Origin of the sequence: Cellulosimicrobium cellulans, from assembly GCF_006539945.1 — a bacterium.
Taxonomy (GTDB): domain Bacteria; phylum Actinomycetota; class Actinomycetes; order Actinomycetales; family Cellulomonadaceae; genus Cellulosimicrobium; species Cellulosimicrobium cellulans.
The window spans coordinates 1-22,251 of record NZ_BJNZ01000009.1 but is presented as its reverse complement, the minus strand read 5'-3'; the positions used below and the strand labels follow the sequence as shown (position 1 = coordinate 22,251).

The window sequence follows — 22,251 nt, the reverse complement described above, 5'->3', positions numbered from 1 at the left end:
TTCAGTGTGCCGCCTCCAGCGCGAGTCCGTGCGCCGCACCACGCCCGGGCGGCGCCGCCTCCCGCACGTGCGCGGCGAGCCGTGCGAGAGCGCGACGGGCGGGGCTCGCGGGCGCCGACTCCGCGAGCGTCCGACCCTCGCGGAGCCCGAGGTCGACCGCGGCGTCCTCAGGGACGACGTGCAGGTCGTCGACGCCCGCGTAGCGGGCCATCGCGTCGCGCACCGCCCGCTCGGGCCGGGGCCCGACGACGCTCGCGCGCACGCGGTTCACCACGACGACGCGCGCCGCGCCGACGCACGCGCCCGTCTCGGCGAGCTCGTCGAGCGCCCGGACCAGACGCTGGAGCCCGACGGGGTCGCCCGCACCGACGACGACCACCACGTCCGCGGCCGCGAGCGCGCTCCACGTCGCGTCGTTGCGCTGCGGGGCGCGGGTGTCGTACGTCAGGAGCTCGTCCCGCTCGATCCCGAATCCGCAGTCGACGACCGTCCAGTCCGCGACGGACCGCCCGACCTCCCACACGGCGTCGAGCGACGCCCCGGGCAGCTCCGGCCACCGGGCCGCCCGGCTCAGGCCCGTCAGCACCCGGACCCGTGGCAGGACCGTCGGCGCCAGCGCGAGCAGCCCCGCGCCGTCGAGCGCGCCCTGACCCGCGCTGCGGGCGGCCGCCGCCAGCCCCGGTGACTCGTCGAGCAGGCCGAGTCGCTGGGCGACGCTCCCGCCGTAGGTGTCCGCGTCGACGAGCAGGACCTCCGCGTCGGGCGCCGAGGGGACGGCGGCGGGGACGTCCACGTCCGCCGAGCGCCGGGTCCGGCGCGCCGGACGCGCACGCCGCCCGGGCACCGGTCCCGCGAGCTCGGCAGCGAGGTTCGTCGCCACGGTCGTGCGGCCGGGCGCGCCGGTCGGCCCCCACACGACGACGGTCCGCCCGAGGCGGGGCTCCCGCCCCGGATCGGTGGCGCCGGCGTCGACGGCACGCAGGGGGACGCCGGGTACGCCCGTGGCCGCACCGCGGGGCGGCAGGACGGCCCGGACGACGTCGCACAGCGCATCCGGCGCGGAGTCCAGGTCGACGACGGCGTCGACCCCGTAGGCCCGCACCCGTTCCTCCTCCCACGTCCCGGCCGGGGCGAGCGCGACGACCCGCACGTCGTGGGCGTGCAGGTCGACGACCGCCTGCCGGTCCAGCGCGGGCAGGTCGCACGACACGACGGCGACCCGGCCCGCGCCCGCCGCGGCCGCGGCGAGCAGCTCGACGACGTCCGCGCACCGCCGCGTGACCTGGAGCCCGGGAGCGGCGAGCGTCGTGACCACCTCGGCCTCGCGCGCGCCCCGGACCGCGCACAGGACGGTCGCGACCGTGGTCGCGCCGCTCATCCCGCGGCCCCGACGGGGACGAGCGCGATCGTCCCGTCCCCGGCCACCGCCGCGAGCACGGCCGGGAGGTCGTCGACGCTGACCAGGAGGTGGACCGTCGTCGGTCCGCCCACGACGAGCGTCCCCTCGCCCTCGTCGACCTGTGCGACGGTGACGCCCTCGACGAGCAGCGCGGGCTGCGGTGGCTCGTCCCCTGCGGCGGTGCCCGGCGCGGCACCGGCCGTCGAGGCGGGAGCCTCGGGGACGTACCAGACGTCGACCGCCGCCCCGGCGACGATCCGCTCCGAGAGGCCCGTCGTCACCGGGACGGCGACGGCGCGCACGGCGAGGTCGGCGGCCGCACCGAGCGCCGACGCGGGGACCAGCTCGCCCGCGGCGACGGTGCGCAGGACGACGGCCTCGTCCGGGAGCCCGTCGGCCACGAGGAGGTAGCGGTCCGCCTGCGACCCGAGCCGCACCTCGACCGCCCGCAGGTCCGCCGCGGTCACGGTCGTCCCGGGCGTCAGCGCCGCCCCGGCCGCGTAGACGGTGACGGTCCGGCTCGCGGTGCTCACGGCCCACGACCCGAGAGCCACGGACAGCGCGACCACCACGACCCCCACGAGGAGCCGCGGGTCCTTCCAGCCCGGCCGCCTCAGTCGCGCGGCGGGCCGTGCCGGCTCGACTCGCACGGGTCGTTCCGTCGTCGTCGTCATCGATCTCCCCCTTGGTCGTCCGGCACGTCAGCCGTGCCGCGGCTTCATGATCCCCGGTCTGCGCCACCCGTGGCAGTGCCTGTGGACGAGCACCGCGGCGCGGCACGCGCGTGCCAGACTGACGTCATGGCCCAGCGGTTCCTCACCCTCGCCGACGTCACGGACGAGCTGAACATCTCCGCCGCGCAGGCGTACGCGCTCGTCCGCTCCGGCGAGCTCCCCGCGATCCAGGTGGGCGGCCGGGGGCAGTGGCGCGTCGAGGTCAGCGAGCTCGAGGCGTACATCCAGCGGATGTACGCGCAGACGCGCCAGCGCATCGAGGCCGGCGACTTCGACGGCTGAGCGACCGCCGCGCTCCCCCTGGATGTTCCTCACCGCGGGACGAACCCCGTCGGCGACTCGCTGACGCACAGGACGGCGGACCAGGGCACGACCCGCGAGCCGTGCCCGTCGCCCGGGGCGACCTCCAGGTCGACGTGGTCCTTGCCGACCCGCGCGAGCCACCCGGGAAAGGTCCCGGCGGGAGTCCGCACCTGGACGGGCCGACGGTCGCGCATGAGCGCGCGCAGGGCGTGGCCGAGGCTCAACCGCGCCGACCTCCCCGCGGATGCCGGCTCGGCATGGCGACCGAGGCCCTGGACGGCGGCGATCGCGCCGGTCGGGACGAGGTGCTGACGCCGGGAGTCACCGACGAGCACCCACTCCTCCGCCGCCTCGCGCAGCTCTCCGGTGACGGCCGACCCGTCGCGCAGCTCGAGCGTGACCGTGCCGGGTGTGCCGCGCAGCCGCTCGACGAGCGTGATCGTCGCGTGCTCCGCGCGGGTGAGGTCGGCGACGGCGGCGGCCCGGTCCTGCAGTTCCGCGGCGGCGAGCTGCGCCGCGAGGTCGTCGAAGAGGGCGTCCCATCGCACCGGGACACCGTAGCGGTCCCCCGCGCCACCGGACCGCACCCTGTCCACATCACGAGAATCCCCCTGGACAGGAGCAAGCGGTCGCGATTAGATCGACCTGTCGTCATCAAACGACACCAAACAACATCAAGAGCCGTCTTTCCCAGGCGGCCACGCAGGGGGCACCGATGGACCGTCGTACCGCTGTACCCGCACGAGCCGGAGGCGTCGCCGTCCTCCTCGCGCTCCTCCTCCTCATGGGCGGCGCCGTGACGGCGCTCGCGCTGCGCGCCGCGCACCTCGTGGGCGCCCTCCCCGCGGCCCGCCCCGAGGCCTACGTCGAGCTTCTCGCCGTCGCGCTCGGGGCCGTGGCGGCCACGTGGGTGGGCGTCAGCGCTCTGCTCGGCCTGGGCTGCGTCGTCGCGCGCGCCGTGGGCCGCTCGTGGGGAGCCGGAGAACGGCTCCTCGTGCGCACGGCACCCGCCGTCGTCCGCCGGGCCGCGCGAGCCGGCGTGGGGCTGACCGTGGGTGCGGGCCTCGTCCTCGCCGGAGGGACCGCGCAGGCCGCCACGACGCCGGACGCCGACCCCGGCGTCGTGGCGGTCGACCTGGGGTGGCAGACCTCGACCGCTCCCGAACCCGCCGCGCCGGCGCAGCCCGCTCCCCTCCCGACGGACGTAGCGTCCCCCGCGCCGCCGCACGCTCCCCCGGCCCCGACGACGGCCTTCGACCAGCCCGCGCCGACGATCACCGCCCCGACCCCCGGGTCTACCGACCACGCGTCCTCCGCACCGGCTGCGCCGTCGATGCCGTCGCGCAGCCCGGCCGCGCCGAGCACAGCTCCGGGCGCGCCGTCGGCCCCGGCTCCGGCACAGGCGGCGACACACGCGACGGCACCTGGAACCGCGACGTCGACGGGTCTGTCGGCTCCGGCAGGTGCGCCGGAGGCCCGGAGCGCCGCGGCCGAGCAGCGCGACGCAGCGCTCACCGTGGTGCGGGACGTCGCCGCGGACGAGCCGCGCGAGGTCGTCGTCGTGCGCGGCGACTCGCTCTGGTCGATCGCCGCACGCCACCTCCCCGACGGCGCGTCGGACGCGCAGGTGGCCGACGCGGCGCAGCGCTGGTACGCCGCCAACGTCGGGGTCGTGGGCGACGACCCCGATCTCGTCCGCCCGGGCCAGGTGCTCGTCGCACCGGCCTCCTGACGACCCGCCCGCCGCGAAGGAGGCCCCACGATGATCACTCCCCTGCTGACCACCACCGACGCCACGACCGACGTCGTCGCGCCGACTCGCCGTCGGACCGCCCCCGCGCCGCCCCACCAGCCCGCGCACCCCGCCCGCTCCGCGAGCGTGCCCGCCGACCTGCCCGCGCGCCTGCTGCGCTGCGGCGGCGAGCGTCCCGTCCCGACGATCGACCTGACCGACGTGACCACGGCACGGGTACCGCAGCACGTCGTGCGGGGACGACCGCTCGCACCGCCGACCACACCGCTCCCGCTCCCGGACCCGACGCCCCTGTGCTGCGCCGTCGTACGGGCTGCCGTCGAGGTCGTGCGCGGCGAGCGCACCGTGGGCCAGCTCGCCCGATGGGTGTCGCCCGAGATCTACGAGACGCTCGCGCGGCGGTCGCGGCTCGTCGCCGACGGCCCACGCCCGACGACGACCCGGCCCGTCACCGTGCGCCGTGCCCGGGTGCTGCGGATCGGCGAGGGCGTCGCGGAGGGCACGGTCGTGGTCGAGGACGGTGACCGCGTGCGGGCCGCCGCGGCACGGCTCGAGGCACGCCGTGGCACGTGGCGCGTGGTCGCGCTCGAGATCGGGTGACCGGGCCCAGAACCCCACCGACGACGGCGGGGCGCGCCACCCGTTGGTGGCACGCCCCGCCGTCGTCGCTCCCGTCGCGGCGCACGCCGGACGGGTCGAGGATCACTCCTCGTTCTGGCCGTGGCAGACCTTGTACTTCTTGCCCGAGCCGCACGGGCACTGCGCGTTGCGCGGCGTCCCCGGGAAGGTGCGGCCGTCGCTCTCGACCGCGCTCGCCTCGCCGTGCAGCGCCCGGCGCGAGCGTCGGCTCGCGTCGCCCGAGACGACGGCCTGACCGGTGCCGTCCTCGCTCGGCGCGCTGTACGACAGCGGGACCTGCCGGTCGGGACCGTCGAGGCCCTTCGCGATGAGCGTGCCGGGTCGGTCCCCGCGCGGGCCGCCGAACGCCGCCGGGGCCGTGACCGGAGCGGGCTCCGGCTCGACCGGAGCGTCCTCGACCGGGGCGTCGGCCGTCGCCGGCGCGCCCTCGACGGGAGCGTCCTCGGCGGCGGCGTCCTGCGCCGGAGCGGCGGCCTGCCGGGCCGCTGCCGCGAGACCTGCGGCGGCACCGGCTGACGCCGCGCCCGCCGCCCCGCCGAGCGCCTGACCAGCCGCCGACTGCGCGGCCTGGGCGGCGTCCGCGACCGAGATCGCCGGCGCCTGGCCCGGTGCCGCACCCGGCTCGGCGACCTTGACCTCGAGGTTGAAGAGGTACCCGACCGTCTCCTCCTTGATGGCCTCGGTCATCGCCTGGAAGAGCTGGAAGCCCTCGCGCTGGTACTCCACGAGCGGGTCGCGCTGCGCCATCGCGCGCAGCCCGATGCCCTCCTTGAGGTAGTCCATCTCGTAGAGGTGCTCGCGCCACTTCCGGTCGAGGACCGAGAGAGTCACGCGCCGCTCGAGCTGGCGCATGTTCGCCGCACCGAGCTGCTCCTCGCGGCTCTGGTACGCGATGCGCGCGTCGGAGAGGATCTCCTCGAGCAGCATCTCGCTCGTCAGACGCGTCTCTCCGCCCGCCTGCTCGACGACCTCGTCGGGCTCGATCGAGATGGGGAAGACGGCCTTGAGCGCGGTCCACAGGGCGTCCAGGTCCCAGTGCTCCGGGTTGCCCTCGGCCGTCGCGCCCTCGACGTACGCGGTGACGACGTCCGTGAGGAAGTGCTGCACCTGCTCCTGCAGGTCCTCGCCCTCGAGCACGCGGCGGCGCTCGTCGTAGATGACGGTGCGCTGGCGCGACAGGACGTCGTCGTACTTGAGGACGTTCTTGCGGATCTCGAAGTTGCGCGACTCGACCTGGCCCTGCGCGCTCGCGATGCCGCGCGTGACCATCTTCGACTCGAGCGGGACGTCGTCGGGGAACCCGGCGCGGTTCATCATCGACTCGGCGAGGGTCGAGTTGAACAGGCGCATGAGGTCGTCCTGCATCGACAGGTAGAACCGGGACTCGCCCGGGTCGCCCTGACGGCCGGAACGACCGCGGAGCTGGTTGTCGATGCGTCGCGACTCGTGGCGCTCCGTGCCCAGCACGTAGAGACCGCCGAGCTCGCGGACCTCGTCGTGCTCCGCCGCGACCGCGGCCTTCGCCTTCTCGAGCGCGTCCGGCCAGGCCGCCTCGTACTCCTCCGGGTTCTCCGCGGCGTCGAGGCCGCGCGCCGCGAGGTCCGCGACCGCCATGAACTCGGCGTTGCCGCCGAGCATGATGTCGGTACCGCGACCGGCCATGTTCGTCGCGACCGTCACGGCGCCCTTGCGGCCCGCCAGCGCGACGATCGAGGCCTCGCGCTCGTGCTGCTTCGCGTTGAGGACCTCGTGCGGCACGCCCTGCTTCTTGAGCTTGGACGACAGCAGCTCGGACTTCTCGACGCTCGTCGTGCCGACCAGCACCGGCTGGCCCTGCGCGTGGCGCTCGACGATGTCCGCGACCACCGCGTCGAACTTGCCCTCCTCGTTCTTGTACACGAGGTCGGCCTGGTCGACGCGCTGCATCGGCCGGTTGGTCGGGATCGGCACCACGCCGAGCTTGTAGGTGCCCTGGAACTCGGCGGCCTCGGTGTCCGCGGTACCGGTCATGCCCGAGAGCTTGGAGTACAGGCGGAAGTAGTTCTGGAGCGTGATCGTGGCGAGCGTCTGGTTCTCCGCCTTGATCTGCACGCCCTCCTTGGCCTCGATGGCCTGGTGCATGCCCTCGTTGTACCGGCGGCCCGGCAGGATGCGCCCGGTGTGCTCGTCGACGATCATGACCTCGCCGTTGAGCACGACGTAGTCCTTGTCGCGCTTGAAGAGCTCCTTCGCCTTGATGGCGTTGTTGAGGAACCCGATGAGCGGCGTGTTCAGCGACTCGTAGAGGTTGTCGATGCCGAGGTAGTCCTCGACCTTCTCGATGCCCGGCTCGAGCACGCCGACGGTGCGCTTCTTCTCGTCGACCTCGTAGTCGGCCCCCTGGTTCAGGCGCCGCACGACCTTCGCGAACTCGCCGAACCAGCGGTTCGTGTCGCCCGACGCCGGACCCGAGATGATGAGCGGCGTCCGCGCCTCGTCGATGAGGATCGAGTCGACCTCGTCGACGATCGCGAAGTGGTGGCCACGCTGCACGAGGTCGTCCGTGGACCACGCCATGTTGTCGCGCAGGTAGTCGAAGCCGAACTCGTTGTTCGTGCCGTACGTGATGTCCGCGGCGTACTCCTGGCGGCGCTGCGCGGGCGTCTGACCGGACAGGATGACGCCGGTCGTCAGGCCGAGGAAGCGGTAGACGCGGCCCATGAGCTCGCTCTGGTACTTCGCCAGGTAGTCGTTGACCGTGACGACGTGCACGCCCTTGCCCTCGAGCGCGTTGAGGTACGCGGCCGTGGTCGCGACGAGCGTCTTGCCCTCACCGGTCTTCATCTCGGCGATGTTGCCGAGGTGCAGCGCCGCGCCGCCCATGAGCTGGACGTCGAAGTGGCGCTGGCCGAGCGTGCGGCGGGACGCCTCGCGCACCGCCGCGAACGCCTCGGGGAGCAGGTCGTCGAGGGTCTCGCCCGCCTCGAGGCGCGCCTTGAAGCGGTCGGTCTCCTCGCGCAGCTCCTCGTCGGTGAGATCCTCGAAGCCCGGCTCGAGCTTGTTGACCTGGTCGGCGATGCCGGACAGCTTCTTGAGGATCCGGCCCTCGCCGATGCGAAGGACCTTGTCGAGGATCGAAGGCACGCAGGACTCCCGTATCGATCGGTGCCCGGGCCGGGTGGTCCGGGAGCAGCGCCGACGCTCTCCCGCGCGGGCGCGCACGGCAGCGGACGTCGGCAACGTCACACAACATCGTAGGCGAGTCGGAGCGACGTCGGACCCGCCCGGGTTTCGCCGACGACGAACCTCGCCGTCGAGACCCCGCGCCAGGGTACGACGCCGGGTCCCTGCGCGGGCCGGACGCCCACCGCGCGGGTGGGCCTCCCACCACACGCCCGGCCCCGACCGCCCCGTCAGCCCGTCGTCGCCACCTCGGCCGCGAGCGCGGGGGCCAGGTCTCCCGAGACCGTCACGTCGACGTCGGGCACGCCGAGCCACCCACCGAGCACGCGGAGCTCGGCGGCGAGCCGGGCCGCCGTCTCCTCCCCCGCCCCCTGCTCGCGGTGCGCCGACAGCACCCGCAGCACGCCCGCACGCCGGTCGGCCTTGAGGTCGACCCGCGCCGTGAGCTGCTCTCCCTCGAGGAACGGCAGGACGTAGTAGCCGTGGACCCGCTTGGGCGCGGGCACGTAGATCTCGATCCGGTAGTGCACGTCGAACAGCCGCTCGAGCCGCGTGCGCTCGAACACGAGCGGGTCGAACGGGTTGAGCAGCGTCGTCGCCGTCGCGCGCCGCGGGAGCGCGGCGTCCGCGTGCAGGTACGTCGGCTCGTCCCAGCCGCGCACCGCCACCGGCCGCAGCGTGCCCGCCTCGACGAGCTCGTCGAACGCCGTGCGTACCGCGGGGCCCCGGAGGCGGAAGTAGTCCTTGAAGCAGCGCAGCGTCCCGACCCCGTGCGCGCGCGCACCGATCTCGAGGAGCGCCCGGACGGCGTCGGCGTCCGCGACCGGCGGCGCCGCGACCACCTCCGGCGGGAGCACGCGTTCCGTGAGGTCGTAGCAGCGCTCGAACGCGCCGTTGCGGCGCGCGGACGTGATCTCGCCCGTGAAGAACAGGAACTCGAGCGCGCGCTTGGCGACCGTCCAGTTCCAGCCCCACTGGGACCGGTCCCGCGGGTGCGCCCGACCCTCCGCCTCCAGGATCTCGTGCACCTCGCTCGCCGTGATCGGGCCACGCTCGGTGACGAGGCGGCGCACGTCCTCCACCGCCTCGGAGTGGCTCATCTCGACCGCGCTGATCGTCCCCCACGCCTCCGTCCGGTACCGGCGGCGACGCCACTCGAGCAGCGGCCACGTGCTCGGCGGCACGTACGAGGCGACGTGCGCCCACGTCTCCACGAGCCGACGCGGGGCGCGACCGGCCGCGCGGTCCAGCAGCGCCGTGTCGTACGGGCCGAGACGCGCGTACAGCGGCATGAGGTGCGCCCGCGCGAGCACGTTCACCGAGTCGATCTGGAGCAGCCCGAGCCGGTCGATCACCCCCTGGACCTGCCGCATGGTCGGCGCCCGGCCACCCGTTCCGTCGTACGGGCGGGGACGGTGCAGCCCCTGCGCCGCGAGCGCGACGCGGCGCGCCTGGGAGAGGGACATCGACTCGGAGCTCGACGGCGTGGCGACCACCCCTCGATCCTGCCCGACCCCACCCACACTCCGGCAGGACGGGACAGCACGACGCGCCCGGACCCTGCGAGGGTCCGGGCGCGTCGGCGAGGGTCAGGCGGTCTTCTCGACCGCGGCGTCGGCGCAGTCGCAGGACGTGTCGAGCGCGACGACCCCGTACGTCCAGCCGCGGCGCCGGTAGGCGACGGACGGGCGCGAGGTCTCGATGTCGACGAAGAGGAAGAAGTCGTGCCCGACCATCTCCATCTCGTACAGCGCGTCGTCCACGGTCATGGGTTCCGCGGAGTGCAGCTTCTGCCGGATGACGACGGGCGAGTCGCCGAGAGTGGTCTCGACGGCCTCACCGGGCTCGCTGGGCGCGGTCGGCGCCGGCGGCGGGGGTGCGGCGTGCGTGGCCGGGTCGTAGGGACGCACGTCGACGGGCGGCACGACGGTGTGGTTGCGGTGGTCCTTGCGACGGTCGCGGGCACGGCGCAGGCGCTCGGCGAGCTTGTCCATCGCGAGGTCGAGGGCGCCGAACCGGTCGTCGGCCGCTGCTTCGGCACGGACGACGGGTCCCTTGGCGCGCACGGTCAGCTCGACGCGTTCGCGGACCCCGGAGAGCCTCGGGTTGTTCTCGTGGGTGACCTCGACGTCCACGCGCTGCGCCGTGGGCGCGAGCTGCTGGACCTTGGCGAGCTTGTCCTCCACGTGCCGGCGGAAGCGGTCTGCCACTTCCGTGTGCCTGCCGACGACGACGATCTCCATGTGAGCCTCCGCGAGGATCTTGTGCGGCGCCCGGCTCGATGCGTCCGAGCGCCCCGTTCGGATTCGGTAGGAGCACCCGGGTCCGGGTGCGGTGGGCTACCACCTCCTTGCGGCACGAGGCCGCGCGCTCGGTACGCTCGCGCGGCGCCGGAAGTGCCCTGCACCTCCGTCGTCCGCGGCGACTGGCCCTCAGACTAACCCGCTCTCCGGGGTGTCGGCAGCACCAACGGGAGGTGAACCGGAGGACCTTCGGCCCGTCCGCCGGACGGCGCGTCACGGCGTCTCCGAGACGGTCCCGCGGACGGCCTCGCGACGCCGCGAGGGCGCGGGCGTCGCCGCGAGGACGAAGGCCCCCAGCACGGGCAGGCCGACGCGCGCGAGAGCGGCTTCGCTCGCGGCGAGGGTCGCTCCGGTGGTGAGGACGTCGTCGATGAGGAGGCACGGGAGCCGGTCGCACAAGGCCTCCTGCACCCGACGACGCGTCACCGGCCCGGTCGCGACCCCGACGGCGCCGAGACGTGCGCCGCGCGCCCGGGAGCCCAGCCCGACCTGGTCGCGCGCACGCCCGCGCTGGACGAGCAGGGACGCGACCCGTGCCGGTGCCCCCGAGGCCCTGAGTCCCGCCGCGACACCGCGCGCGAGCACGGCGACGGGGTCCCGGCCGCGGGCCCGCCGCGCCGCGGCGGACGTCGGCGCGGGAACGACCAGGACCGCCCGGGGCGACGGTCCGGGGTCCGCTCGCGTCAGCGGCGTCGCGACGGGTCGCGCGCCGGTACCGAGGAGCCCGGCCAGCGCGGTGCCCGCGCGACGGGCGACCACGGCCAGCGGACCGTCGAGGTCGGCCCGGCCCCGGTCCTTCCACGCGACGACCACACCCCGTACCGGTCCTGCGTAGGGCGCGGGCGCCCATACCGGCAGGGGCGCGACGCCGTCGAGCCGGTCGAGACGCGGGGCCGCCTGCTCACGGCGCCGCAGCGGGGCGTCCAGGAGCGCGAGGCAGTCGGCGCACCAGCGGACGTCGGGGCGGTCGCACCCCGGGCAGGTGACCGGCAGCACGAGGCGCGTGACGTCGTCGAGGGCACCCAGGAGCACCGGACCAGCCTGCCCGCGCAGGGCTCCGCGTGCGGGCGCGGGCGGGCGACCTGTGGACGACGGCGCCGCGCGGGCACGCCTCCGACCCGGCGGCCGGGCCTGTGGTCCACCCAGCACGCGCGACGGGCCTCCCCCCGGGGCGGCGCGGCATCGTCGCCGTGGTCAGCCCGGGAAGGTGGGCAGCCGCACCTCGGTCGCGACCCTGGTCCAGAGCGTCGAGGTCCCCGCGGCGTAGAGGCTGCTGTCGCTCGTCCCGACGAGCGTCGTCGAGACGCCCGTCGCCGACGCGAGCGACACCGCATCCTCGACCGGCGACGAGGGCACCGTGGGCCCGCCGACGGGGACGCGCTGCACCACGGGCTCGGCCGTCCCCGCCGTCCTGCCGAGGACACCCAGGAGCGCGCGGTCGACCCACGTGACCTGGGTGGCCGCCAGCACGGGCTGACCCACCCGGACCGGCTCGGAGAGCTGGGTGGGGCGACCGGCCTCGTCGCGGACGATGCCCGCGACATGGATCTGCGCCCCGCTCCCCGCGTCGCTCACGACGGCGACGCGCGCGCCGTCCGGCGCGACCCGCACCGACATGACGGTCCGTCCCTCGAGCCAGGCCGCCGCGACGGGGGTCACGGCCTCGTCCGAGCCCGCCTCCCCGAGGTCGACCACCTGCAACGAGCCCGCCTGGACCTGCGGACCGCTCCACAGGTACTGGTAGCGGTCGATCGACGGGGCGAGCAGGTTCGACCCGGTGAGGAGCGTCGTCGGCCCGGCCTCCGCGGTCGGCGCCGTGACGATGCGGCTCCCCCCGTCGCGGACGACGAACGCGGCGTCGGTGGAGCGCCCCCGGAACGCGAGGGCCGTGGGCTGGAGCCCGGTGAGCGGCGCGGCGGACGCGACCGGCTCGGTCGTGCGGCCCTGGAGCCTCATGATCTGGTCGCCGGCCAGGACGACGGGGTCGTCGGGGGTCGTGGCGACGCCGATCGTCGGGACCTCGTCGGCCGAGAGCACGGACCCGCCGACGTCGACCGTGATCTCGACGCGTCCGCCGAGGGAGGCCTGGAGCTGGGCCAGCAGGAGGGCACGGTCCGCGGACGAGGCCGCGGTGACAGGCTCCGTGAGCGGCACGGAGATCGTCCCCTCCACCGCCGGGACCGAGTCGATGCTCAGCGCGGTGCCCTCGGGAGCGACCGTCGCCACCGAGCCGGCGAGCCACTCCGACGGCCCGCGCAGGGTCTCCCGGACCGCGAGCGCCTGCCAGTTGCGGCTGGGGAACCAGCGCGCGTCAGGCACGAGGTACTCCCGGTCGAGCGTCGGGAAGTAGAGGTTGACCTGCTTGTACGTCTGCGCGAAGTTCGTCTCGGTGATCGTCAGGCCGTCGTCGACGGTGTCGATGCGCCACTGGTCGCGGTCGTCGCGCACGAGACCGTAGGAGATCTCGATGGTCTGCCCGGGGACCTCCTCGGTGTAGACCCCGTGCTCGTCCACGGTGCCGACGAGCTCCGCGGTCGTGCGGACCGTCGTCGTCCCGCCCTCGAGCGTCGACTCGTCCACGACGAGCTCCGGCTCCCCCGCCACGACCGCCACCTGGGCGAGCGGGGACCACTCTTCCTGGACCGCCGGCGTGAGGAACTCCGAGGCGACGTCGAACGAGCTCCGGGCGCCCTGGGCCTGGGCCGCGAGGAAGCCCTGGACGATCTGGGACGGCGACGCGTCGGGGCGCGGGGCCGCGGCGCTGACGAACGGCTGGCCGGGATCCTCCGGGGTCGCCTGACCCTCGGTGACCGGTCCGGACGTGGGGATCGAGGCGCACGCGCCGAGCACGGCGACGAACGCCGCCGCGAGCCCGGCGGCGAGCGCGCGCACGGTCCGACGGTGCAGCGTCCCGGTCGTGGTCATCGCGCCTCCTGCACGTCGTCGGTGGTCAGCCGCTCCGGCTGCTCCCCGGGCCGGGGCGATGCCCCACGGCCCGGGTGCGGGTCGTGGTCGCGCGGCAGGACGACCGGGATGCCGCCCGTGACGGACGGGAGGTCGGCGGGACCTGCTGTCCCCTCGACGTCCTCGACGACCGGGGTCGTCGCGCTCCACTCGGCGGGGAGCCCTCGGCCGACGGCCGCCTCCGACACGAGCGGCAGCGGTGAGGACTGGAGCCGGATGCCCGCGCGCCGCGGGAGCGTGAGCCGGAAGCTCGCGCCGCGCCCCGGCCGGCCCCACGCCTCGAGCCAACCGCCGTGCAGGTGGGCGTCCTCGAGCGAGATCGCGAGGCCGAGCCCCGTGCCACCGGTCGTGCGGGCACGCGCGGGGTCCGCGCGCCAGAAGCGGTCGAACACGTGCTGGACCTCGTCCGCGGTCATCCCGACCCCGTGGTCGCGCACCGCGACCGCCACGGCGTGCCCGTCGCCCTCGACCGTGATCTCCACGGGCCGCTCCTCGGCGTGCTCGATCGCGTTGACGACGAGGTTGCGCACGATGCGCTCGACGCGCCGCGGGTCGACGTCCGCCGTGACGGGCTCGTCCCCGAGGTGGACCGACAGCCACACGCCCTTGCGCTCGGCGAGCGGGGCGGCGTGGTCGACCGCGGCGTTGACGACGTCGCGCAGGTCGCGGCGCTCGGCGTCGAGGACCGCGGCACCCGCGTCGAACCGGCTGATCTCGAGCAGGTCCGCGAGGAGGTCCTCGAACCGGTCGAGCTGGGTCTGCAACAGCTCGGTCGATCGCTTCGAGACGGGGTCGAAGTCCTCGCGCGAGGAGTGCAGCACCTCGGACGCCATCCGGATCGTCGTGAGCGGTGTGCGCAGCTCGTGCGAGACGTCGGAGACGAACCGGCGCTGGAGCATCGACAGCTCCTCCATGCGCCCGATCTGGTCCTGCAGGCTCCGTGCCATCTCGTTGAACGAGTGCGCGAGCGAGGCCATCTCGTCGTGCCCCTTGACCGGGAGCCGCTCGTCGAGGCGACCGTCCGCGAGCCGCTCCGCGACGGTCGCCGCCTGCCGCACGGGCAGCACGGCCTGGCGGGTGACGAGCGCGGTGATGCCGACGAGCAGCGCGAGCAGGACGAGCGCGCCGACGAGGAGGACGGACTGGAGGAAGCGCAGCGTCTCCTGGTCGGCCTCCAGGTCGTACAGGTAGTAGAGCTCGTACGTCCCGGCGACGGGCACCTCGACCGTCGAGCCGACGACGATGCCCGGCACGACCGGCGAGTCCGGGTCCGCCGGGTCGACCGGGATGGCGACGGACTGCAGGTACTGCTCGCCGTCGGCGGTGACCGTGGCCTCGCGCATCTCGGGCGTGACGAGGTCGACGAGCTGCGGGTTCGTCGACAGGTCGAGGAACCCGACGGTGCTCGACCCTCCCGCCTGCCACAGGAAGACGTCGCGCGACGATCCCGTGCTCTGGAGCATCGAGAAGAGGTCGAACAGCAGCGACTGCGCCTCCGTCGCGTTCGCGGCGGGCGAGGCGTCGAGCGTGCTGCGCGCCTGCTGCGTCGACTGCGCGCTCTCCAGGTCCACCTCGGCCGCGCGCCGCTCGTAGAGCCCGTCGCGCATCGCGTCGGTGAGGTAGGCGCCGAGCGCGCCGACGGTGAGGACGCCCACGACGAGCGCCGACGTCACGACGCGCAGCTGCATCGACGAGCGCCAGCGCCACACGACGCGGCGGGCCGTGGCACGCGCGCGACGACGGACCCGGCGCCAGAGCCCCCGCCAGCGCCCGTCGGTGGAGCCGGCCGTCGCGCTCACGTGCGGGTCGCGCCCGCCTTGTACCCGACGCCGCGGACGGTCAGCACGATCTCCGGGCTCTCGGGGTCGTGCTCGATCTTCGAGCGCAGACGCTGGACGTGGACGTTGACGAGGCGCGTGTCCGCGGCGTGCCGGTAGCCCCACACCTTCTCGAGGAGGACCTCGCGGGTGAAGACCTGCCAGGGCTTGCGCGCGAGCGCGACGAGGAGGTCGAACTCGAGCGGCGTGAGCGCGACCTGCTCGCCGCCGCGGGAGACGCGGTGGCCCGTCACGTCGATCTCGACGTCGCCGATCGACAGGTGCTCCGGGGCCGGCTCCTCCGTGCGGCGCAGGCGGGCCCGGATGCGGGCGACGAGCTCCTTGGGCTTGAACGGCTTGGAGATGTAGTCGTCGGCGCCCGACTCGAGCCCGAGCACGACGTCGACCGTGTCGCTCTTCGCGGTCAGCATGATGACGGGCACGCCCGACTCGGCGCGGATGAGGCGGCACACCTCGGTGCCGTCCTTGCCCGGGAGCATGAGGTCGAGGAGCACCAGGTCCGGCTGGGTGCTGCGGAACGTCTCGAGCGCGAGGTCGCCGTCGGCGCAGAAGACCGGTTCGAAGCCCTCGGAGCGCAGGACGATCCCGATCATCTCGGCCAGGGCGGTGTCGTCGTCCACCACGAGCACACGAACCTTCATGCGGACATCTTGCCATCGACGGGCCTCCGCTCGGCGCGACCCGGTGCCGGGGCGCGGGTGAACCCCCGCGCGCGGGGGGCGCGTACTAGGGTGGCCTCGCCGCCGTGGCCGATCCTCGCCCGGCGGCCTGGACCGACAGCCCGAGCCGACCGCGGGGGACCACGAGCACATGAGCACACCCGACACCTCCGGCACGCCGGACGGTGCCACACCGAGCGGTGCCACGCCGGACCCGGCGGCGGCGCCCGGTCCGACGACGCCCGCGGGACCCGGCCAGGGCGGCGACGCCGGCGGCTGGGGCGCACCCACGTACGACGCGCCCGGCTACGGGACGCCGGGCGGCCCCACCCCGCCGCCGCGACCGCAGCCCCAGTACGGCCAGTACGCGCCGGGGTACGGCCCCGGGCAGGGCCCGACGGCGGACCAGCCGCCGGCACCGGGCGCGTGGGGGCAGCCGTCGTACGGACAGCCGCAGTACGGGCAGTCCGCGCCGCAGGGTCAGGGCGGGTACGGCCAGCCGGGCTACGGGCCGGGCCAGCACGACCAGGGTCAGCACGGCCAGGGTCAGTACGGCCAGCAGCAGTACGGCGCCCCCGGCTACGGCCCGCCCGCCGGCTTCGCCGGCGCGCCCTACGTGCCGCCCGCCGCGAAGCCCGGCATCGTCCCCCTGCGCCCACTCTCGCTCGGCGAGGTCTTCGACGGTGCCTTCGGCGCGATCCGGCACAACCCCCGCGTCATGCTCGGCATGAGCGCTCTCGTCGTCGTGATCGCCACCGTCGTCGGGGCGCTGCTCGGCTGGGCGTTCTCCGGGTACTTCGCCGACTTCTTCTTCTCCCTGCCCAGCGAGTCCGGGCTGGGCGGGATGGAGAACGACTTCGCGATGCTCTACTCGAGCACGCTCGGGACCGGGCTCACGACGAGCCTCGCCACCCCGATCGTCAGCGGTCTGCTGACGGTGTCCATCGGACAGTCCGTCATCGGCCGCAAGGCCACGATCGGCGAGGTCTGGTCGCAGGTCGGGCGCCGCGCGTGGTTCCTCATCGGCTTCTCGCTCCTGCTGGGCCTCGCGTGGGTGGTCGCCGTCGCGCTGGTCGTGCTCCTGGTCGCCCTCGGCTTCGCCGCCACGACCGGGCTCGGCGTGGTGCTGCTCGTCGTCGCCCTCCCGGGCCTCCTCGCCCTGGCAGTCTGGGTCGGCACGCGCACCGGGCTCGTCCCGCCCGCGCTCGCGCTCGAGGGCCAGCCGTTCTGGGCGACCGTCCGGCGCTCGTGGCTCCTGACCCGCGGCAGCTTCTGGCGCCTCTTCGGCATCTACCTGCTCGCCTACGTCGCGATGTACGTCGTCGTGCAGATCGTCGTCTCGCCCTTCAGCATCGTGAGCACGATCCTCCTCACCGCGGGCCAGGGCTTCCTCGCGAACGCCCTGCTGGCGCTCGGTGTCGCGCTCTCGACGATCGTCATGACGCTGTTCCTCGGGAGCGTCGTGGCGCTCCTCTACATCGACGTGCGCATGCGGCGCGAGGGCCTGGACGTCGAGCTCGCCGCCGCGGCGAACGCGCAGCCGCCCGCATGACGCTGCGGTCGCTCGCGGCCGACGTGCCCGTGCAGCCGGACGCCGACGAGGCGCGCCGCTGGCTCGTCGAGGAGCTCGCGAAGCCCGAGTACCGCACGGAGCCGTCGCTCCTGCAGAGGTTCCTCGACTGGCTCCAGGGGCTCTTCGACGGCGCGCCCGCGATCGACCTGGGCGGCCCGCTCACCGCCGTGCTCGTCGTCGCGGTCGTGCTCCTCGTGGCCGGCATCGCCTACTGGGTCGCGGGCCCGGTGCGCCTCTCGCGCCGGGCGACGTCGTCCGTCGTCGTGCACGACGACGACGCGCGGACCGCCGCCGAGATGCGCGCGGCGGCCGACGCCGCGGCGTCGCGGGCCGACTGGGCGACCGCCACGCTCGAGCGCTTCCGCGCCGTCGTCCGCTCGCTCGAGGAACGGGCCGTCCTCGACGCCCGTCCCGGACGCACCGCGTGGGAGGCCGCCGAGGCCGCGGGCGAGCGCGTGCCCGACGTCGCGGACGGCCTCGCCCGCGGCGCGCACCTGTTCGACGACGTCGCGTACGGCAAGGCCGCCGTCGGGCCCGAGGCGGACGCGTTCCTGCGGGCGCTCGACGAGCGCACGCTCGCCACGCGCCCCGTGCTGCGCACCGAGCTCGCGACGACAGCCACGACGCCCCCCGGCGGTGAGGCGTGAGCACGACCCACCCCGGACCGCCGCCGAGCGCGGCACCCGTCGACGTCTCGGGCGAGGGCCCCCGCACCGTGACGACGGCGTACGTGCCCGTCGTCGGCGACGGCACCACCGCCGGGTCGCGCGCCCGCGGCAGGTGGCGTCGCGCGCGCTGGCCGCTCGTCGTCGTCGTCGCCCTCCTCGCGCTCGCCGGCCTGTCGGCGATCGCGCGGCCGACGACGTCGTCCACGCCCCTCGCACCGGACAACCCCGGGCCCGCCGGCGCCCGGGCCGTCGCGGAGGTGCTGCGCGACCAGGGCGTCGAGGTCACGTACGTGACCACCGTCGCGGACGCGGTCGCGGCCTCCGCGGACGGCGGCACCCTGCTCGTCGCGCAGGGCGACTTCCTGCTCGACGAGCAGGTGGAGGCGCTCGTGCGCACGCCCACCGACCTCGTCCTCGTGGCCCCGCCCGACTTCCTGCTGTCGCCCGCGACGGACGGCGGCGCGGAGCTCGCCTACGACTGGGGCTCGGGGACGTCCGCCCGCTCCCCGCGCTGCGACGACCCTGCCGCGGTGGCCGCCGGCGCCCTGCGCTCGGACGGCGTCGGCTTCCTCGCGCTCGGACGGACGACCGTCCTGTGCTTCCCCTCCCCCGACGACCCGGCCATCGGCGCCTACCTCGTGCACGAGACCGACGAGCGGACCGTGCGCGCCGTGGACACGACGGCCGTGCTGCGCAACGACTCGGTCACCGAGGACGGGAACGCCGCCCTCGCCCTGTGGATGCTCGGCGCGAACGAGCGCCTGGTATGGCTCGTGCCCGACCCGTTCGACACCTCCCTCGGGGGCGGCCAGGACGAGCAGACCCCCGCGCTGTCGCTGCCGCCCTGGTTCGGCGTCGTCGCGCTCCAGGTGCTCGTCGTCGTGCTCGTCATCGTGCTGTGGCGCGGCCGCAGGCTCGGCCCGCTCGTGACCGAGGACCTGCCCGTCGTCGTGCGCGCCGCGGAGACGACGCGCGGCCGCGGCCGCCTCTACCGACGCTCGGGGGCCCGCGGGCACGCCGCGGCCGGGCTCCGCGCGAGCGCCGCGGACCGGCTCGCGGGCCGGCTCGGCCTCCCGCGCTCCGCCGACGCGCCTGCCCTCGTCGACGCCGTCGCCCGCGCGACGGGCCGCCCGAGCGAGCAGGTCGCCCAGCTCCTGTACGGACCACCACCCGCCGACGACGCGGCGCTGCTCGAGCTCGCGCGTCACCTTGACCGGATCGAGAGCGAGGTCTACCACTCGTGACGCACCACCCCGACGGCTCCGTGCCGCAGCCCGACCGCTACGCGCCGCCACCGCACCAGGAGCAGCCGTACACCCAGGACCCGAGCGTCGCCGACCGCGTGAGCGCGGCCGCCGGCGCCCCCGGGCACGAGCCCGGACCGCCCGCACAGGGCGCCCCGGCGCCGGGCTACGGCGCCCCGCAGCAGGCCGCGTACGGCCAGCCCGGCGTCCCCACGACGACGCCGGCGTCTGCGCACGACGCGCCGCCCGCACCGTCGCCCGAGCTGCGCCAGTCGCTGGCCGCCGTCCGCACCGAGGTCGGCAAGGCCGTCGTCGGGCAGGACGGCGCCGTGACGAGCCTGCTCATCGCTCTCCTGTGCAAGGGTCACGTCCTGCTGGAGGGCGTGCCCGGCGTCGCGAAGACGCTGCTCGTGCGCACGCTCGCCGCGTCGCTCGACCTCGGCACCAAGCGCGTGCAGTTCACACCCGACCTCATGCCCGGCGACGTCACCGGCTCGCTCGTGTACGACGCACGGACCGCCGAGTTCTCCTTCCGCGAAGGTCCCGTCTTCACGAACCTCCTGCTCGCGGACGAGATCAACCGCACGCCCCCCAAGACGCAGGCGTCGCTCCTCGAGGCGATGGAGGAGCGCCAGGTGTCCGTCGACGGGACCCCGCGCCCGCTGCCCGACCCGTTCCTCGTCATCGCGACGCAGAACCCCGTCGAGTACGAGGGCACCTACCCGCTGCCCGAGGCCCAGCTCGACCGCTTCCTGCTCAAGGTCGTGCTGCCCCTGCCCGAGCGCGAGCAGGAGGTCGAGGTGCTCGCGCGCCACGCCGCCGGCTTCAACCCGCGCGACCTCGCGGGCGCGGGCGTGCGCCCCGTGGCTGCGCGCGACGTGCTCGACCGGGCGCGCGCGGAGGTCGCGCGCGTCCAGGTCGCGCGCGAGGTCCTGGGCTACGCCGTCGACGTGTGCCGCGCGACGCGCCACTCCCCCTCGCTGTCGCTCGGCGTCTCCCCGCGCGGCGCCACCGCGCTCCTCGCCACGGCGCGCGCGTGGGCCTGGCTGTCCGGCAGGTCGTACGTGACGCCCGACGACGTCAAGGCCCTCGCGCACCCGACGCTGCGCCACCGCGTGCAGCTCCGGCCCGAGGCCGAGCTCGAGGGCGTGACCGCCGAGAGCGTGCTCGACACCGTGCTCGCGTCCGTCCCCGTCCCCCGCTGAGGCGTCGCACGTGGCCCTGACGTGGCGCGCCGTCGTGCTCACGGCGCTCGGGATCGTCCCCGTGCTGCTGTTCCCCGTGCCGGGGACGGTGCTCGTGTGGACGCTGCTGGTCGTCGCGCTGTGCGTGCTCGACGCGTCTCTCGCCGCGTCCCCCCGGCGCGTCGCGATCGAGCGGCGCGTCCCGGGCTCCGTCCGGCTCACGGACACGACGACGTCGCGCCTCACCCTCACGAACCTCGCCTCGCGGCGGCTGCGCGCTCTCGTCCGGGACGCGTGGCCGCCGTCGGCCGGGACCCAGGTCAACCGGCACCCGGTCGACCTGCCACCCGGTGAGGCAACGCGCGTCACGACCGTCCTCGTGCCGACGCGGCGCGGCGAGCGCGTCGCCGACCGGGTCACGATCCGCTCGTTCGGCCCGCTGCGCCTCGCCGCCCGCCAGGCGTCGATCACCGTGCCCGGCCGGCTCCGCGTGCTCCCCGAGTTCGCGTCCCGCCGCCACCTGCCGAGCCGGCTCGCGCGCCTGCGCGAGATGGACGGCCGCGCCGCGGTCCAGGTGCGCGGCGAGGGTACCGAGTTCGACTCGCTGCGCGAGTACGTCCTCGGCGACGACGTCCGCTCGATCGACTGGCGCGCGTCCGCCCGCGGTCGGGACATGGTCGTGCGCACCTGGCGGCCCGAGCGGGACCGGCGCGTGCTCATCGTCGTCGACACGTCGCGCACGTCTGCGACCCGCGTCGGCGACGAGCCGCGCCTCGACGCGAGCATCGAGGCCGCGCTCCTGCTCGCCGCGCTCGCCGGGCGCGCGGGCGACCGGGTCGAGCTCGTCGCGTACGACCGCACCGTGCGCTCGCGCGTCGCCGGGGCCGCCGGCCCGCGGCTCATGCCCGCCATGGCCGACGCGCTCGCCCCCCTGGAGCCCGCGCTGCTCGAGACCGACTGGCCTGGGCTCGTCGGCGCCGTCCACGAGCGCCTGTCCCAGCGCGCGCTCGTCGTGCTCCTGTCCACCCTCGACGCCGCCGCGGTCGAGACCGGGCTGCTCCCCGTCGTCGGGCAGCTCACGGCCAAGCACCAGGTCGTGCTCGCGGCCGCGGGGGACCCGGAGGTGGCCGCCCTGCGCGACGACCGCACCGGCACCGCCGAGGTGTACGACGCCGCTGCCGCGGCCCGTGGGGAGATCGAGCGCGCCGCCGTGACGACCGTCCTGCGACAGCGCGGCGTCGAGGTCGTCGACGCCCTCCCCGACGACCTCGCCCCCCGCCTCGCCGACACCTATCTCGCCCTCAAGGCCGCCGGCCGCCTCTGACCCCTTGCCGAGGTAGCACCCTGGTCGGCCGAGGTAGAACCCTGGTCACGCGAGGTAGAGCCGTGGTCGCGCGAGGTAGAGCCGTGGTCACGCGAGGTAGAGGCGTGGTCACGCGAAGTAGAGCCGTGGTCGCGCGCGGTAGAGGCGTGGTTCTTGTGCTCGACGGCGTGTGGTTGGCCTGGGTGGTCGGGGTGGGTGGTGGTGCCGCGTCGACCATCCGCCGCTCGTTCCTCGCGGCTCCCGCCAGGCCCGCCACGACGCGGCACCACCACCCACCCCGCCCTGCGCCGTCCCACCCTGGTCTGCCCTCACCTCGGGCGACCGCCCGCCGGGTGGGCTAAGGCCTGGGCCGCGCGCGGAACGGATAGCCGGTCGCAGCGCTGTCATGTTGAGCAGGTGGTTCAGGCGCGTCTGGCGCGCGGGACGCGTCCTTGTCCCGCCTGCTCGACCCGCCGGGACGGCATGGTCGAGCACATGCCGAGCCGGCACGGGCGCACCCGCCCC

At 75.2% G+C, this 22,251-nt stretch carries 18 protein-coding genes; 8 read left to right on the top strand and 10 right to left on the bottom strand.

Annotated elements, in window-relative coordinates; genetic code table 11:
- Position 1 precedes the first annotated feature (1 nt).
- On the bottom strand, positions 2-1,378 hold the full coding sequence (locus tag CCE02nite_RS08870; RefSeq protein ID WP_255318745.1) for a CpaE/TadZ family protein: 1,377 nt from the start codon (positions 1,376-1,378) through the stop codon (positions 2-4).
- Positions 1,375-2,073, bottom strand: a complete 699-nt coding sequence (locus tag CCE02nite_RS08865; RefSeq protein ID WP_141389294.1) for a CpaB family protein — start codon at positions 2,071-2,073, stop codon at positions 1,375-1,377. The genes CCE02nite_RS08870 and CCE02nite_RS08865 overlap by 4 nt, the downstream gene beginning before the upstream one ends.
- Positions 2,074-2,199: 126 nt before the next feature.
- On the opposite strand from CCE02nite_RS08865, the gene CCE02nite_RS08860 reads away from it, so the two are divergent.
- Entirely contained in the window at positions 2,200-2,415 is a 216-nt protein-coding gene (locus CCE02nite_RS08860) for a helix-turn-helix domain-containing protein (RefSeq protein ID WP_087472469.1), read from the top strand.
- A gap of 29 nt (positions 2,416-2,444) precedes the next feature.
- On the opposite strand, the gene CCE02nite_RS08855 is transcribed toward CCE02nite_RS08860, so the two are convergent.
- Complete coding sequence (locus tag CCE02nite_RS08855) at positions 2,445-2,984, bottom strand: hypothetical protein (RefSeq protein WP_255318744.1); 540 nt, start codon at positions 2,982-2,984, stop codon at positions 2,445-2,447.
- A 167-nt stretch (positions 2,985-3,151) separates the two neighbouring features.
- On the opposite strand from CCE02nite_RS08855, the gene CCE02nite_RS08850 reads away from it, so the two are divergent.
- Positions 3,152-4,168: a LysM peptidoglycan-binding domain-containing protein gene (locus tag CCE02nite_RS08850; protein WP_141389293.1), complete on the top strand. Its 1,017-nt coding sequence runs from the start codon at positions 3,152-3,154 to the stop codon at positions 4,166-4,168.
- Between the two features lie 30 nt (positions 4,169-4,198).
- A complete protein-coding gene (locus CCE02nite_RS08845; RefSeq protein ID WP_141389292.1) occupies positions 4,199-4,789 on the top strand; it encodes an Rv3235 family protein in 591 nt (196 codons plus the stop codon).
- Between the two features lie 102 nt (positions 4,790-4,891).
- On the opposite strand, the gene secA is transcribed toward CCE02nite_RS08845, so the two are convergent.
- The 7 genes from secA to mtrA form a co-directional block, all read right to left on the bottom strand.
- Positions 4,892-7,951: a preprotein translocase subunit SecA gene (gene secA / locus CCE02nite_RS08840; RefSeq protein WP_141389291.1), complete on the bottom strand. Its 3,060-nt coding sequence runs from the start codon at positions 7,949-7,951 to the stop codon at positions 4,892-4,894.
- 269 nt (positions 7,952-8,220) lie between these two features.
- A complete protein-coding gene (locus CCE02nite_RS08835; protein WP_141389384.1) occupies positions 8,221-9,456 on the bottom strand; it encodes a winged helix-turn-helix domain-containing protein in 1,236 nt (411 codons plus the stop codon).
- A 123-nt stretch (positions 9,457-9,579) separates the two neighbouring features.
- Positions 9,580-10,233: a ribosome hibernation-promoting factor, HPF/YfiA family gene (gene hpf, locus CCE02nite_RS08830; protein WP_141389290.1), complete on the bottom strand. Its 654-nt coding sequence runs from the start codon at positions 10,231-10,233 to the stop codon at positions 9,580-9,582.
- A gap of 273 nt (positions 10,234-10,506) precedes the next feature.
- A complete protein-coding gene (locus CCE02nite_RS08825) occupies positions 10,507-11,325 on the bottom strand; it encodes a ComF family protein (RefSeq protein ID WP_255318743.1) in 819 nt (272 codons plus the stop codon).
- 162 nt (positions 11,326-11,487) lie between these two features.
- A complete protein-coding gene (locus CCE02nite_RS08820) occupies positions 11,488-13,218 on the bottom strand; it encodes an LpqB family beta-propeller domain-containing protein (RefSeq protein WP_141389289.1) in 1,731 nt (576 codons plus the stop codon).
- Complete coding sequence (gene mtrB, locus CCE02nite_RS08815; protein ID WP_308463689.1) at positions 13,215-15,056, bottom strand: MtrAB system histidine kinase MtrB; 1,842 nt, start codon at positions 15,054-15,056, stop codon at positions 13,215-13,217. The genes CCE02nite_RS08820 and mtrB overlap by 4 nt, the downstream gene beginning before the upstream one ends.
- Positions 15,053-15,736, bottom strand: a complete 684-nt coding sequence (mtrA, locus tag CCE02nite_RS08810; RefSeq protein WP_141389288.1) for an MtrAB system response regulator MtrA — start codon at positions 15,734-15,736, stop codon at positions 15,053-15,055. The genes mtrB and mtrA overlap by 4 nt, the downstream gene beginning before the upstream one ends.
- Positions 15,737-15,905: 169 nt before the next feature.
- On the opposite strand from mtrA, the gene CCE02nite_RS08805 reads away from it, so the two are divergent.
- From CCE02nite_RS08805 to CCE02nite_RS08785, 5 genes are all read left to right on the top strand, one after another.
- Entirely contained in the window at positions 15,906-17,306 is a 1,401-nt protein-coding gene (locus CCE02nite_RS08805; RefSeq protein ID WP_141389287.1) for a DUF7847 domain-containing protein, read from the top strand.
- Positions 17,303-17,974 carry a DUF4129 domain-containing protein gene (locus CCE02nite_RS08800; protein WP_141389286.1) on the top strand — a complete coding sequence of 224 codons (672 nt, stop codon included), beginning with the start codon at positions 17,303-17,305 and terminating at the stop codon, positions 17,972-17,974. Before CCE02nite_RS08805 ends, CCE02nite_RS08800 begins: the two co-directional genes overlap by 4 nt.
- Positions 17,971-19,239, top strand: a complete 1,269-nt coding sequence (locus tag CCE02nite_RS08795; protein ID WP_255318742.1) for a DUF4350 domain-containing protein — start codon at positions 17,971-17,973, stop codon at positions 19,237-19,239. The genes CCE02nite_RS08800 and CCE02nite_RS08795 overlap by 4 nt, the downstream gene beginning before the upstream one ends.
- A 98-nt stretch (positions 19,240-19,337) precedes the next feature.
- Entirely contained in the window at positions 19,338-20,444 is a 1,107-nt protein-coding gene (locus CCE02nite_RS08790; protein ID WP_255318757.1) for an AAA family ATPase, read from the top strand.
- A gap of 10 nt (positions 20,445-20,454) precedes the next feature.
- Complete coding sequence (locus tag CCE02nite_RS08785) at positions 20,455-21,747, top strand: DUF58 domain-containing protein (RefSeq protein WP_141389285.1); 1,293 nt, start codon at positions 20,455-20,457, stop codon at positions 21,745-21,747.
- Positions 21,748-22,251: the final 504 nt, after the last annotated feature.

Bases quoted from the DNA above. Each gene is read 5' to 3' on its own strand.
- CCE02nite_RS08870 (WP_255318745.1), bottom strand. From the start codon at position 1,378: ATGAGCGGCGCGACCACGGTCGCGACCGTCCTGTGCGCGGTCCGGGGC.
- CCE02nite_RS08860 (WP_087472469.1), top strand. From the start codon at position 2,200: ATGGCCCAGCGGTTCCTCACCCTCGCCGACGTCACGGACGAGCTGAAC.
- mtrA (WP_141389288.1), bottom strand. From the start codon at position 15,736: ATGAAGGTTCGTGTGCTCGTGGTGGACGACGACACCGCCCTGGCCGAG.
- hpf (WP_141389290.1), bottom strand. From the start codon at position 10,233: ATGGAGATCGTCGTCGTCGGCAGGCACACGGAAGTGGCAGACCGCTTC.
- CCE02nite_RS08865 (WP_141389294.1), bottom strand. From the start codon at position 2,073: ATGACGACGACGACGGAACGACCCGTGCGAGTCGAGCCGGCACGGCCC.
- CCE02nite_RS08835 (WP_141389384.1), bottom strand. From the start codon at position 9,456: ATGTCCCTCTCCCAGGCGCGCCGCGTCGCGCTCGCGGCGCAGGGGCTG.
- CCE02nite_RS08805 (WP_141389287.1), top strand. From the start codon at position 15,906: ATGAGCACACCCGACACCTCCGGCACGCCGGACGGTGCCACACCGAGC.
- CCE02nite_RS08850 (WP_141389293.1), top strand. From the start codon at position 3,152: ATGGACCGTCGTACCGCTGTACCCGCACGAGCCGGAGGCGTCGCCGTC.
- CCE02nite_RS08820 (WP_141389289.1), bottom strand. From the start codon at position 13,218: ATGACCACGACCGGGACGCTGCACCGTCGGACCGTGCGCGCGCTCGCC.
- CCE02nite_RS08800 (WP_141389286.1), top strand. From the start codon at position 17,303: ATGACGCTGCGGTCGCTCGCGGCCGACGTGCCCGTGCAGCCGGACGCC.
- CCE02nite_RS08845 (WP_141389292.1), top strand. From the start codon at position 4,199: ATGATCACTCCCCTGCTGACCACCACCGACGCCACGACCGACGTCGTC.